Raw genomic sequence first — 12,133 nt, 5'->3', positions numbered from 1 at the left:
TGTTCGCGTCGCCGAGGCGGCGTACCCATTGATCCATTCAGCTGTGCGGCGCAGCGCATCTCACGCAGAGGGGTGCAGTCACCGACCGGACGGAACGGTCGCGGCGACCCATTCGGCGAAGGTCGGGCCTGCCAGGGTGGCGTGCGGGGAGGGCAGGAGGGTGCCGTTCTCGAACTGCTCGCGGTCGGGGTTGGCGTTGTCGGAGACCTCGACGACCTGGAGGGCGTCGCCGCGGGCCGCGAGCAGGGTGGTGGCAGCGGTGGCCATGGTCTCCGGCTGCGGACCGGCGATCTCGGGGAACGGAACGTCCTCGGCCGGAATCGGATTCGTCGCGAGATCCACCAGTGCCTCGGCGACCGTGCGGGCGGCGACCAGCTGGGTGCGCATCCCTTGCAGGTAGGCGACCTCGCCCTGGGTTCCCCACCCCACCATCACCTCGACGAGTTCGTGGAACTGGGCGGCGCGCAGAATCTGCACCGGCACAGAGCCTTTCAGCAGTTCCTGCTCGTGGGCGAGCTTGGCGGCGTTGTAGCCGGCGAGGGAACCGTCGATGCCGATGATGGAGACCACGACCAGGCGCTCCACTCCCGCCCGCTCGCCGGCGGCGTGCAGGTTGCGGGCGGAGGCGGTGAAGAACTCCGTCGCCACCTGCTGGTCCGCCGAGGGGGTGCTGGAGGCGTCGATCACGATGTCCACGCCGGTCAGCGCCGCGTCGAGGCCCGCACCGGTCTCGATATCGACGCCGTTCGCGCGGGAGAACGCCACGACCTCGTGGCCGCGCTCGGTCAGCACGTCCACGACGTGCTTGCCCAGCCGACCGGTCGCACCCGCCACCGCGATCTTCTTCTGCTCACCCATGATCTGCTCCTTCGTCGCTTCTTTCGCGTTCACAGAGACGACGAAGCGGCGTGGCGGAGTGTGACATCAGGATTGTTCGAGGCTTCCCCGTGGCGCTACCCAGCGGTGATTGAGGTCGACGACCGAAGCGACAGTTTCGAAGTCCGCGTCGTAGTGGAAGAGAACGACGCGGTGTTCTATCGCAAGGACCGACGCGAGCAGGTCGTGGATGCCGACCGCGCGATGGCGACCCGATCGGGCGAGTTCACGCTGGATGGCGAAGGCACTCTGCCAATGTTCGTCGTTGGTGGGCAGGTACTCGAACAACGCCCGTCGGTCCGCCCTGACTTGTTCGTACTCGACCGGATTTCGTGCACTGTAGAGCACCTCCGAGTCGATGGCGGCGCAGGTCGCAACCACACCCGCCTCGATCAGCGGGATGAGTTGGGCGGCGACTTCGGAGTGACGCATCCGCGCAAGCGCGCTGGTATCGACGAGGTACCGCGCCGTTATCGCCATACTTCGTTGCGCCGATCCTTGTCGGCCATCTCTGCCATGCCGCCGTTGATCAACCATTCGACGTGGCGTGCGCGGGCAGCCGCGACCGTCGCCGACCGCAGCGCCGCCCGAACCGTGTCGGAGACACCCGAAGTCCCGAGGGCGTCCTGCGCCGACTCGAGTAGTTCGTCGTCGATCTCGATCAGTCGTTTGGTCATGCCGCAATCCCTCGATATATATTCCCCCATGCGGGGACTATATACCCGAGAACATGCAGGTCACAAGTGCTGAAATTAGGCGTTGAGAGCCGCGTGGAGGGTGGCGGCCCACTGTTCGACGATCAGTTTGCGGCGTGCGGAGTCGTCGGTGAGGACATCGGCGAGGCCGAGTCCACGGGCAAGGTCGAGGGTCGCCTGAACCAGGTGATGGTTGACCGGATCGGAGTCGTCGACCCCGAGCGCCTCGACCGCGCGACGGTGCGCGATCCGGCCGAACCGGGCCTCGAGCGGGACGATCCGCTCGCGCAGGGCCGGGTCGGCGGCGGCATGGGTCCACACCTGTAGCGCCGCTTTGAACAGCGGCGAGGTGTAGGACTCGACCAGGCCCGAGACGACCGCGCGGGTGCGGCCGACGCCCTCGGCGACCGCGCTGATGGCGGCGGCCTCGGCGGCCGACTGATCCATCCTGGTGTCGAACATGTACTCGAGCGCGCCGGTGATCAGGTCTTCCCTGGTGGGGAAATGGTGCTGGGCGGCACCGCGCGACACCCCGGCCCGTTCGGCGACCACCGACACGGTGGCGGCTGCCCAGCCGGTCTCGGCAAGGCAGTCGATGGTCGCCTCGAGCAGCCGCTGCCGGGTGGCCCGGCTGCGATCCTGCTTGGGTTCGTGGGGTGTCGCCATCGGACTATTCTGCCCAGCTGGGCGGGCGCTTCTGGAAGAAGGCGGTCATGCCCTCGATCACCTCGGGGGTGCCGAAGAAGCCTGCCGAGCGCTGCGCGAGCTCCTCGGCCTCGGCGTCGAAGCGCGCGAGCAGGACCGCGTTGACCAGCTTCTTGGACTCCGCCAGACCCTGCGGCGAACCCTTGCGCAGCTCGCCACACAGGCGTTTCACCTCGGCGGCGGCATCGGCGGCCGCGACGGTGACAAGCCCGATCTCCCGCGCGGTCGCGGCGTCGAACTTCTCGCCGGTGAGGAAGTAGCGGCTCGCCGAGCGCTGGTCCAGCCGCGGCACCAGCGTGAGCGAGATCATGAACGGCGCCATCCCGATGCGCACCTCGGTGAGCGCGAAACTGCTGCCGGGTCCGGCGACGACGAGATCGCAGGCGCCGATGATGCCCATGCCACCGGCGCGCACATTGCCCTCGATCTGCGCGACGACAGGCTTGGGTGAGGCGAGGATGCCGCGCAGCACGTCGATCATCACGCGGGTGCGCTGATCGGCCGCGGTCGCCGGATCGGCGGTGCTCGCCTCTTTCAGGTCGGCGCCCGCGCAGAAGGTGTCGCCGGTGTGCGCGAGCACGATGCCGCGCACGGCGGGGTCGGCGTTCGCCGCGTCCAGTCCAGCCAGCAGCTCACGAACGAGCTTGGACGACAACGCATTGCGGTTGTGTGGGGAATCGAAGGTCAGCGTCGCGAACCCGTCGACGACCTCGTAGCGGACGAACGGTGCTTCCGTCACGTCACTCATCGGGACTCCTGTTCATCCGGGAGGGGTCGGTGGTCGCCCCATCACCGGGGCGACCACCGCTGTGCCTAGTACGAGCGCGGCAGACCGAGCGAGTGCTGGGCCACGAAGTTCAGCACCATCTCGCGGCTGACCGGCGCGATGCGCGAGATGCGCGCGGCCTGCAGCATGGCCGCGAGGCCGACCTCGCGGGTCAGACCCGAACCGCCGTGGGTCTGGATCGACTGGTCGAGCGCCTTGATGCTGGCTTCCGCGGCGGCGTACTTGGCCATATTGGCCGCCTCGGCGGCGCCGAACTCGTCACCGGCGTCGTAGAGCGTCGCGGCCTTCTGCATCATCAGCTTGGCCAGTTCCAGCTCGATCTTGACCTGCGCCAGCGGATGCGAAATGCCCTGGTGCGCGCCGATCGCCGACTTCCAGACCGTGCGCTCCTTGGCGTATTCCACGGCCCGGTCGATGGCGTATCGGCCGAGGCCGACCGCCATGGCCGCGCCCATGATGCGCTCGGGGTTCAGGCCGGCGAACAGCTGCGCGATGGCGGCGTCCTCGGAGCCGACGAGGGCATCGGCGGGCAGGCGCACATCGTCGAAGAACAGCGTGAACTGGTTGTCCGGCTCGACGATGTCCATCTCCTGGACGTTCTTCACCAGGCCGGGCGCGTCGACCGGCACGATGAACAGCGCGGGCTTGAGCTTGCCGGTCTTGTGATCCTCGGTGCGCGAGACCACCAGGATCGCCTCGGCCTGGTCGACACCGGAGATGAAGATCTTGCGGCCGTTGAGGATCCAGTCGCCGCCGTCGCGGCGGGCGGTGGTGGTGATCTGGTGCGAGTTGGAGCCCGCGTCGGGCTCGGTGATCGCGAAGACCATCTTCGACGAGCCGTCGGCCAGCTTGGTCAGCCAGGTCTGCTTCTGCGCGTCGGTGCCGTACTTGGTGATGATGGTGCCGCAGATCGCCGGGGAGACGACCATCAGCAGCAGCCCGGCGCCCTGCGCCGCCAGCTCCTCCTGCACCAGCGCCAGCTCGTACATGCCCGCGCCACCGCCGCCGAACTCCTCGGGCAGGTTCACGCCGAGGAAGCCGAGCTTGCCCGCCTCGTCCCACAGTTCGGTGAGCGGCTCGTTCTTGCGCGAGAGCGGCAGCACGTAGTCGCGGTAGTTGTACTTCGACGCCAGCGCGGCGACCGCCGCGCGCAGCGCCTTCTGCTCTTCGGTTTCGATGAAGCTCATGCCTGCTCCTGCTCCTGCTCTTGTTCCTCGACGACGGCGAGGACGGTTCCGACCTCGACCTGCTGGCCGACGGTCACATTGAGTGCACTGAGAATGCCGGTGGCCGGCGCGGCGATGGTGTGTTCCATCTTCATCGCCTCGAGCCACAGAATGGGCTGACCCTGCTGCACCTGATCGCCTTCGGCGGCACCGAGGCGGATCACGCTGCCCGGCATCGGCGCGAGCAGCGAACCGGCCGCGACCTGCTCGGAAGGATCGGTGAAGCGCGGCAGCCTGCGCACGGCCACCGGGCCGAGCGGGGAATCCACCGCGACGAGGTCGCCGTAGCGGGCGATCTCGAATTGCCTGCGCACCGGACCACGTTCGCCCGGCACCGCCAGCACGACGCGCTGCGGCGTCGCCGAGATCAGCTCCAGGCCATCGTGGCCCTCCACCGCGACGCCGGTCCGGGTGATGCGGTAGCGCACCTCGTGCGTGCCGGAGGTGCGGCTCTCGTAGGACTTGGTCTGCGGCAGCGAGGCCAGGTTGCGCCAGCCGCTCGGCGCCAGCCGGGTGTAGCGGCTCGCGGCGTGGTTGGCGGCCGAATCGGCGAGGGCCGCGGCCACGATGGACAGCGCTTCGTCGGCTTCGGAGGCCAGCGGCGCCGACAGCGCGGCCAGGTCGTGGGTGGCGAAGAAGGCGGTGTCGGTGTCACCGGCCAGGAACGCCGGGTGCCGCAGCACCCGCACGAGCAGGTCGCGATTGGTGACCAGACCGTGGATCTTGGCCCGCTGCAACGCCGTAGCCAGCAGATGCGCCGCCTCGGCGCGGGTTTCGGCGTAGGAGATCACCTTGGCCAGCATCGGGTCGTAGTGCACGCCGACCACGGAATCGTCGACGACACCGGTGTCCAGGCGAACCCCGGGCTGGTCGAGCACGGTGAATTCGCCGGTGGTGAACGGGATCTCGATCTTGTGGACCGGACCGCTCTGCGGCTGCCAATCGTGGGCCGGATCCTCGGCGTAGAGGCGGACCTCGATCGAGTGACCGCGCTGGGCGGGCTGGGCGGCGGGCAGCGGCATGCCCGAGGCCACCTGCAATTGCAGGCGGACCAGGTCGAGGCCGGTGGTCTGCTCGGTGACCGGATGTTCCACCTGCAGACGGGTATTCATCTCCAGGAAGAAGAAGTCACCCTTCTCGTCGGCCAGGAACTCGACGGTGCCCGCACCCTCGTAACCGATCGCCTCGGCGGCCAGCCGGGCCGCCTCGAACAGCCGGTCCCGCATGCCGCCGATCTTCTCGACCAGCGGCGAGGGCGCTTCCTCGACGACCTTCTGGTGACGCCGCTGGATCGAGCACTCACGCTCGCCGACGGCCCAGGTCTTGCCGAAAGTATCGGACATGACCTGCACTTCGATGTGGCGGCCGGTCTCGAGGTAGCGCTCGCAGAACACGGTCGGATCGCCGAAGGCCGACTCGGCCTCGCGCCGGGCGCCGGCGATCTGATCCTGGAGCTCGCTCAGCTCGCGCACCACGCGCATGCCGCGACCACCGCCACCGGCGGAGGCCTTGATCAGCACCGGCAGGTGCGCCTCGGTGACCTCGGCCGGGTCGAGCTCGGCGAGGACGGGGACACCGGCGGCGTCCATCATCTTCTTCGACTCGACCTTCGAGCCCATCTGCTCGATGGCAGCGACCGGCGGGCCGATCCACACCAGGCCCGCGTCGAGCACGGATCGCGCGAATTCGGCGTTCTCCGAGAGGAATCCATAGCCCGGGTGGATGGCGTCGGCACCGGCCGACAGCGCGGCCTCGATGATCAGCTCGCCGCGCAGGTAGGTCTCGGCGGGGGTGTTGCCGGGCAGTCGGATGGCGGCGTCGGCCTCGGACACGTGCGGTGCCGCGGCATCCGCGTCGGAGTACACCGCGGTGGTGCCGATGCCCATCCGGCGGCAGGTGGCGAACACGCGGCGCGCGATCTCACCACGGTTGGCAACGAGAACGTTCGTAATTGCCATGTCGCGCCTCACATTCGGAAGACGCCGAAGCCCTCGGCGCCTTGGATCGGTGCCGAATGAATGGCCGACAGGGCCATTCCCAGCACGGTGCGGGTGTCACGAGGGTCGATGATGCCGTCGTCGAAAAGCCTGCCCGACAGGAACATCGGCATCGCCTCGGCTTCGATCTGCGCCTCGACCATCGCGGCGAGACCGGCGGCGGCCTCCTCGTCGAAGGGCATGCCCTTGGCCTCGGCCGCGCCGCGCTGCACGATGGTGAGCACGCCGCCCAGCTGCGCGCCGCCCATCACGGCGGACTTCGCGCTCGGCCAGGCGAACAGGAAGCGCGGGTTGAACGCGCGCCCGCACATGCCGTAGTGCCCGGCGCCGTAGGAGGCGCCGACCAGCAGCGAGATGTGCGGCACCGTGGAGTTGGCGACCGCGTTGATCATCATCGCGCCGTGCTTGATGATGCCGCCGTGCTCGTACTCCTTGCCGACCATGTAGCCGGTGGTGTTGTGCAGGAACAACAGTGGCGTGTTCTTCTTGTTCGCCAGCTGGATGAACTGGGTGGCCTTCTGCGACTCCTCGGAGAACAGCACACCGCGCGCGTTGGCCAGGATGCCGATCGGGAAGCCGTTGATCTCGGCCCAGCCGGTGACCAGGCTCGAGCCGTAGAGCGGCTTGAACTCGTCGAAATCGGAACCGTCGACGACGCGGGCGATGACCTCGCGCGGGTCGAACGGGATCTTCAGATCCGAGGGCACGATGCCGAGCAGTTCCTCGGGATCGTAGAGCGGCGAGATGACCTCCGCGCGCGGCTCGGGCCCCTGCTTCTTCCAGTTCAGCCTGCGCACGATATTGCGGCCGATGCGGATCGCGTCCTGCTCGTCGGCGGCCATGTAGTCGGCCAGACCCGAAGTGCGGGCGTGCATCTCGGCGCCACCGAGGGTCTCGTCGTCGGAGTCCTCACCGGTGGCCATCTTCACCAGCGGCGGGCCGGCCAGGAAGACCTTCGCGCCCTCCTTGACCATCACCACGTAGTCGGACATGCCGGGGATATAGGCGCCACCGGCCGTCGAGTTGCCGAAAACCAGGGAGATGGTGGGGATTCCGGCCGCCGAGGCCTGGGTGAGGTCGCGGAACATCGCGCCACCCGGGATGAAGACTTCCTTCTGCGTCGGCAGATCCGCGCCGCCGGACTCGACCAGCGAGATCACCGGAAGGCGGTTCTGCTTGACGATCTCGTTGATACGCAGGGTCTTGCGCAGCGTCCACGGGTTGGACGTGCCACCGCGCACGGTCGGATCGGGCGCGACGATCATGCACTCGACACCCTCCACGATGCCGATACCGGCGATCGTGGACGCGCCGACATGGAAGTCGCTGCCCCAGGCCGCCAGCGGGCACAGCTCGAGGAACGGCGAGTCCTCGTCGAGCAGCAGTTCGATGCGCTCACGAGCGGTGAGCTTGCCGCGCTTGTGGTGCCGGGCCACCTTCTCGGGGCCGCCACCGGCGATCGCCTTGGCGAACTCGGCCTCGACCTCGGTGAGCTTGGTGACCATCGCCTCGGCGGCCGCGGTGTACTCCGGCGACGCGGTGTCGATGATGGAACGGAAGGTCGTCACGACTGGTACCCCAATACTTTCGACGCCAGCATGGTCAGGATCTCGTTGGTGCCGCCGCCGATGCCGATGATGCGCACATCGCGGTAGATGCGCTCCACCTCGGACTCGCGCATGTAGCCCATGCCGCCGTGCAGCTGGACCGCCTGGTTGGCGACCCATTCGGCGGTCTCGACGGCATTGTTCTTGGCGAAGCACACCTGGGCGATCAGGTTCTGATCACCGGCGACGAAGCGTTCGACCAGGGCCCGGGTGTAGGTGCGCGACACGTCGACCCGCTGGGCCATCTCGGTCAGCGTCATCTGCACCTTCTGGCGGCTGATCAGCGGGCGGCCGAAGGTCTCCCGGTCGCGGCACCACTGCACGGTGAGGTCGAGGGCGCGCTGGGCCAGCGCGTACGCCTGCACCGCGAGGCCGACCCGCTCGCTGACGAACGCGTTGGCGATCTGCGCGAAACCGGTGTTCTCGCCACCGACCAGGTTCGCCGCGGGCACCCGCACGTCGACGTAGGACAGCTCCGCGGTGTCGGAGGCCAGCCAGCCCATCTTCTCCAGCTTGCGGCTGACGGTGAAGCCCGGCGTATCGGTCGGCACGATGATCAGCGAGACGCCCGCCGCGCCGGCGCCACCGGTCCGCACCGCGGTGACGACGAAGTCGGCGCGGCAGCCCGAGGTGATGAAGGTCTTGGCGCCGTTGATGATGAAGTCGTCGCCATCGCGCACCGCCGTGGTGGTGAGGTGGCCGACATCGGAGCCGCCGCCGGGCTCGGTGATGGCCAGCGAGCCGATCAGGTCACCGCGCAGCGTCGGCTTGGCCCACTTCTCGATCTGGTCCTGGTTGCCCGAGGCGATGATGTGCGGCAACGCGATTCCGCAGGTGAACAGCGACGCCCACAGCCCACCGGAGGCGCCGGCGAGGTGGATCTCCTCGCCGACGATGACGGTGTCGATGATGCTGCCGCCCTCGCCGCCCGCCGATTCCGGGTACTCGATGCCGAGCAGGCCGAGTTCACCGGCCTTCTTGTGCAGCTCGCGGGGCAGCGACCCCTCGCGTTCCCAGGTGTCGAGGTCGGGCAGGATCTCCCGCTCGACGAACCCACGCACGCTGGCGCGCAGCTCTTTTCGTTCCGGCGTGTCCCAAACAGACGTCATGCTGCTGTCTCCTGTCGCATGATCGGGCGCCCTCCGTGGTTACGCTCCGCTGCCGCCTCCGGGCGCTGACCGATCATGCGAGCAGCTCCGTCGGCATATCGATGTGGCGGGAGCGCAGCCATTCGCCGAGCCCCTTGGCCTGCGGGTCGAAACGCGCCTGGTAGGCGACGCCCTTGCCGAGCAGGCCGGAAATGATGAAGTTGACGGCCCGCAGGTTCGGCAGCACGTGCCGGGTGACGGTCAGTTCGGCCGTCTCGGGCAGCAGTTCCCGCAGCTTCTCGACCGTGAGCGTGTGCACCAGCCAGCGCCACTGCTCGTCGGTGCGCACCCAGACGCCGATATTGGCGTCGCCACCCTTGTCGCCGCTGCGGGCGAGAGCGATGGTGCCGAGCGGGACGCGGGTGGTTTCCGACGGCGGCAGGTCGACGGGCAGTTCCGGCTCGGAGACCGGTTCGAGCACAGCGGTTTCCGCCGCTGGCTCGATGGCGACGCGGGTGCCGTCGGCCAGGACCGCGGTGTGCGGCACCTCGTGCGCGTCGACGAAGCCCGGCGTGAAGACGCCGTAGGGCGCGCCGTTGCCTGGCAGTGTGGTGAAGGTCGCGCCCGGGTAGCTGGCCAGCGCCAATTCCACGGCGACACTGGAGAATCCGCGTCCGACCTTGTTCGGATCGGGATCGCGCACCACACAGCGCAGCAGCGCGCTGGCCTGCTCCTCGGTGTCGGCGTCGGGACGGTCGAGCCGGGCCAGTGTCCAGGACAGCTCGGCGGGCTTGGCGGGCAGCCAGGCTTCCAGCTGTCGTCGCGCCAGTGCGGCTTTGGCCTCGATGTCGAGTCCGGTGAGGATGAACTCCATCTCGTTGCGGAAGCCGCCGAGGGTGTTGAGCGAGACCTTGAGCTGCGGCGGCGGCGCCTCACCGGTGACACCGCTGATCAGCACCCGGTCCTTGCCCTCCTGGCTGAGGGTGATGCTGTCCAGGCGGGTGGTGACGTCGGGGCCCGCGTAGCGCGCGCTCTGGATCTCGTACATGAGCTGGGCTTCGACGGTGTCGACGGTGACCGCGCCGCCGGTGCCGTCGTGCTTGGTGATGACGCTCGACCCGTCGCGGCGGATCTCGGCGATCGGGAAGCCGGGGCGGCCGATGTCACCGAGTTCGGTGAAGAAGGCGAAGTTGCCGCCGGTGGCCTGGGTGCTGCACTCGATCACGTGACCCGCGACGACGGCGCCCGCCAGCGCGTCGTAATCGGTTCGGCCCCAACCGAAGTGGGCGGCGGCGGGACCGACGATCACCGAGGCGTCGGTGACCCGGCCGGTGACGACGATGTCGGCGCCGGAGTTCAGGCATTCGACGATGCCCCACGCGCCGAGGTAGGCGTTGGCGGTGAGCGGCTGGCCGAGGCCGAGCTCGCCGGCGCGAGCGACCAGGTCGTCACCCTCGACGTGCGCGATCTTGGCGTCGAGGCCGAGGTCGGCGGCGACCTTGCGCAGCCGCTCGGCCAGCCCGGCCGGGTTCAGGCCGCCCGCGTTGGTGACGATCTGGACGTTCTTCTCCAGCGCGAGGGCAAGACAGTCCTCGATCTGCTTCACGAACGTCTTGGCGTAGCCGAGGCTGGGATCCTTCATCCGGTCGCGGCCGAGGATCAGCATGGTGAGCTCGGCGAGGTAGTCGCCGGTCAGCACGTCGAGCTGCCCGCCCTCCAGCATCTCGCGCATCGCGCTGAGCCGGTCGCCGTAGAAGCCGGAACAGTTGCCGATCCGGATCAGGTCCGGGTCCGCCGAGAGTGCACTCATGAACCCCAGGATCACACCGGTTCAGAAAAAAAGCAAGCATGCGTGCTTGTTAATTGCGGGCAATCGACCAGGCAAGATGGAACCCATGTCATCGGTCCTCCTCTTCGCCCTGGCCGGATTCCTGCTCGGCGGCGCCTACACGACCTGGAAGAACAACCGCGCGATGTCGATCGCGCTGATCGCCGCCGCCGTGCTCGCCGCGGTCGGCGCGGTGCTCTGGTTGCAGTAGCCAAGGTTTTCGAAAGCCCCGGGCAAGGCGAGCGCAGTTAGCTCTGGGACCGCGCTGACAGCCAGGCCCACCCCCACCCAGCAGGCCTGGCGCGCCTACCAGCGCGAACAGCAGCGGGGCTGAGGCAGGCTACACGCTGAGTTTGAAGATCCGGACATCCTCGGGGACGCCGTTGAGCGGGGCGGCCCAGAAATTGCGTTTGTAGGGCTTGACGGTGGCGCCCAGTTCGGCGAGGGTTTCCGGGCGCAGGGCGGCCAGGGTGGTGCTGGAGAGCATCATGTTGCCGTTGCCGCCTGCCTCCATCATGCGGGCGGCGATATTGACGTCGACGCCCAGCCAGTCGCCGCCGATCTCGCGGGGGGAGCCGGTGTGCAGGCCGACGCGCATGCGGGGCTTGTAGCCGTCGATCTCGACCCCGGCCAGATTGCGGCGGGCGGCGATCGCGGCGCGGACCGCGCGGTCGGGGGACGAGAACACCGCCATCAGGCCGTCCCCCATGCGTTTGACCACCTGACCGCCACGCTCGGCGATCGGCGGCTCGATGGCCTTGGCGACCTTGCGCAGCAGTTCCAGAGTGCGTTCGTCACCCGCGGCGAGCGACCAGCTCGAGAACGACACCAGGTCGGTGAACACGATGGTCACCTCCTCGGTGCCACGGCCACGACCGATCCGCTCCAGCGCGGCCTGCCAGACCTGCAGCGCGCCGAACCCGATCTCCCTGCCCACGCTCGGGCTGCCGCCGACGAACCTGTCCGCCGCCCTGGCCACCGCGCGAGCGCCACCGGGGCCTGACACCGACAGCGGATCGCCGAACGCCGGGTCACCGGGGAGCTGATGGCGGGCCTTGCGCACCGCGCCGATCACATCGGCACGACGGTTGGCGGCCTGCAATTTCGACGAGATCTGGGCGCGCCGCCGACCGGATCGCGCCCCGGCGTCGTCGGCTTCCGCCTGCGACGCATCGGACTGCCCACTCCCGGTGGGCTCCAACGGGATCACCACCTCCGCAGCAGCGTCGCGCTGCCGCGGATCCACCCCGCCAGAAGGCGTTTCACTCACGCCTCGAGGGTATATCACCGAACGACGACCGCCGGTCCGCTGCTTGTGTGCAGC

The 12,133-nt window shown here is 68.6% G+C and carries 12 protein-coding genes; 1 reads left to right on the top strand and 11 read right to left on the bottom strand.

The genetic code is table 11. The features are described from left to right. Positions 1-78: 78 nt before the first annotated feature. From ACWF9G_RS04795 to ACWF9G_RS04750, 10 genes are all read right to left on the bottom strand, one after another. Positions 79-858, bottom strand: a complete 780-nt coding sequence (locus tag ACWF9G_RS04795) for an SDR family oxidoreductase (protein ID WP_452513708.1) — start codon at positions 856-858, stop codon at positions 79-81. Between the two features lie 66 nt (positions 859-924). Beyond that, on the bottom strand, positions 925-1,356 hold the full coding sequence (locus tag ACWF9G_RS04790) for a PIN domain-containing protein (RefSeq protein ID WP_379304246.1): 432 nt from the start codon (positions 1,354-1,356) through the stop codon (positions 925-927). Next, positions 1,347-1,553 carry a DUF2191 domain-containing protein gene (locus tag ACWF9G_RS04785; protein WP_378845476.1) on the bottom strand — a complete coding sequence of 69 codons (207 nt, stop codon included), beginning with the start codon at positions 1,551-1,553 and terminating at the stop codon, positions 1,347-1,349. The genes ACWF9G_RS04790 and ACWF9G_RS04785 overlap by 10 nt, the downstream gene beginning before the upstream one ends. Positions 1,554-1,628: 75 nt before the next feature. Next, the gene (locus tag ACWF9G_RS04780; protein ID WP_379304244.1) at positions 1,629-2,237 is read right to left on the bottom strand and encodes a TetR/AcrR family transcriptional regulator; all 609 of its coding nucleotides are present in this window, start codon (positions 2,235-2,237) and stop codon (positions 1,629-1,631) included. Positions 2,238-2,241: 4 nt separating this feature from the next. Next, positions 2,242-3,024, bottom strand: coding sequence for an enoyl-CoA hydratase family protein (locus ACWF9G_RS04775; RefSeq protein WP_452513705.1), 783 nt, complete (start codon positions 3,022-3,024; stop codon positions 2,242-2,244). 65 nt (positions 3,025-3,089) lie between these two features. Further along, complete coding sequence (locus ACWF9G_RS04770; RefSeq protein ID WP_379304240.1) at positions 3,090-4,250, bottom strand: acyl-CoA dehydrogenase family protein; 1,161 nt, start codon at positions 4,248-4,250, stop codon at positions 3,090-3,092. After that, the gene (locus ACWF9G_RS04765; RefSeq protein WP_452513704.1) at positions 4,247-6,247 is read right to left on the bottom strand and encodes an acetyl/propionyl/methylcrotonyl-CoA carboxylase subunit alpha; all 2,001 of its coding nucleotides are present in this window, start codon (positions 6,245-6,247) and stop codon (positions 4,247-4,249) included. The genes ACWF9G_RS04770 and ACWF9G_RS04765 overlap by 4 nt, the downstream gene beginning before the upstream one ends. 8 nt (positions 6,248-6,255) lie before the next feature. Beyond that, positions 6,256-7,854 (bottom strand): acyl-CoA carboxylase subunit beta, encoded by a 1,599-nt coding sequence (locus ACWF9G_RS04760; RefSeq protein ID WP_452513702.1) that lies wholly within the window; start codon positions 7,852-7,854, stop codon positions 6,256-6,258. Further along, positions 7,851-9,002, bottom strand: coding sequence for an acyl-CoA dehydrogenase family protein (locus ACWF9G_RS04755; RefSeq protein WP_452513700.1), 1,152 nt, complete (start codon positions 9,000-9,002; stop codon positions 7,851-7,853). The genes ACWF9G_RS04760 and ACWF9G_RS04755 overlap by 4 nt, the downstream gene beginning before the upstream one ends. A gap of 73 nt (positions 9,003-9,075) precedes the next feature. Then, on the bottom strand, positions 9,076-10,791 hold the full coding sequence (locus tag ACWF9G_RS04750; RefSeq protein WP_452513698.1) for an acyclic terpene utilization AtuA family protein: 1,716 nt from the start codon (positions 10,789-10,791) through the stop codon (positions 9,076-9,078). A gap of 85 nt (positions 10,792-10,876) precedes the next feature. Between ACWF9G_RS04750 and ACWF9G_RS04745 the strand changes: the two genes are divergently transcribed. Continuing rightward, the gene (locus ACWF9G_RS04745; RefSeq protein ID WP_189027590.1) at positions 10,877-11,020 is read left to right on the top strand and encodes a hypothetical protein; all 144 of its coding nucleotides are present in this window, start codon (positions 10,877-10,879) and stop codon (positions 11,018-11,020) included. A 129-nt stretch (positions 11,021-11,149) separates the two neighbouring features. Here the strand turns inward: ACWF9G_RS04745 and ACWF9G_RS04740 are convergent, their stop codons facing one another. Next, the gene (locus ACWF9G_RS04740) at positions 11,150-11,911 is read right to left on the bottom strand and encodes an adenylate/guanylate cyclase domain-containing protein (RefSeq protein WP_379304532.1); all 762 of its coding nucleotides are present in this window, start codon (positions 11,909-11,911) and stop codon (positions 11,150-11,152) included. Positions 11,912-12,133: the final 222 nt, after the last annotated feature.

The sequence above is a fragment of the Nocardia sp. NPDC055029 genome (assembly GCF_053608525.1).
The sequence above is the reverse complement of the archived record's forward strand: the minus strand, read 5'-3'. Positions and strand labels throughout refer to the sequence as shown.

Excerpts from the sequence above, each read along its gene's own strand:
- ACWF9G_RS04755 (WP_452513700.1), bottom strand. The coding sequence starts at position 9,002 with ATGACGTCTGTTTGGGACACGCCGGAACGAAAAGAGCTGCGCGCCAGC.
- ACWF9G_RS04795 (WP_452513708.1), bottom strand. The coding sequence starts at position 858 with ATGGGTGAGCAGAAGAAGATCGCGGTGGCGGGTGCGACCGGTCGGCTG.
- ACWF9G_RS04785 (WP_378845476.1), bottom strand. The coding sequence starts at position 1,553 with ATGACCAAACGACTGATCGAGATCGACGACGAACTACTCGAGTCGGCG.
- ACWF9G_RS04745 (WP_189027590.1), top strand. The coding sequence starts at position 10,877 with ATGTCATCGGTCCTCCTCTTCGCCCTGGCCGGATTCCTGCTCGGCGGC.
- ACWF9G_RS04765 (WP_452513704.1), bottom strand. The coding sequence starts at position 6,247 with ATGGCAATTACGAACGTTCTCGTTGCCAACCGTGGTGAGATCGCGCGC.
- ACWF9G_RS04780 (WP_379304244.1), bottom strand. The coding sequence starts at position 2,237 with ATGGCGACACCCCACGAACCCAAGCAGGATCGCAGCCGGGCCACCCGG.
- ACWF9G_RS04790 (WP_379304246.1), bottom strand. The coding sequence starts at position 1,356 with ATGGCGATAACGGCGCGGTACCTCGTCGATACCAGCGCGCTTGCGCGG.
- ACWF9G_RS04750 (WP_452513698.1), bottom strand. The coding sequence starts at position 10,791 with ATGAGTGCACTCTCGGCGGACCCGGACCTGATCCGGATCGGCAACTGT.
- ACWF9G_RS04770 (WP_379304240.1), bottom strand. The coding sequence starts at position 4,250 with ATGAGCTTCATCGAAACCGAAGAGCAGAAGGCGCTGCGCGCGGCGGTC.
- ACWF9G_RS04775 (WP_452513705.1), bottom strand. The coding sequence starts at position 3,024 with ATGAGTGACGTGACGGAAGCACCGTTCGTCCGCTACGAGGTCGTCGAC.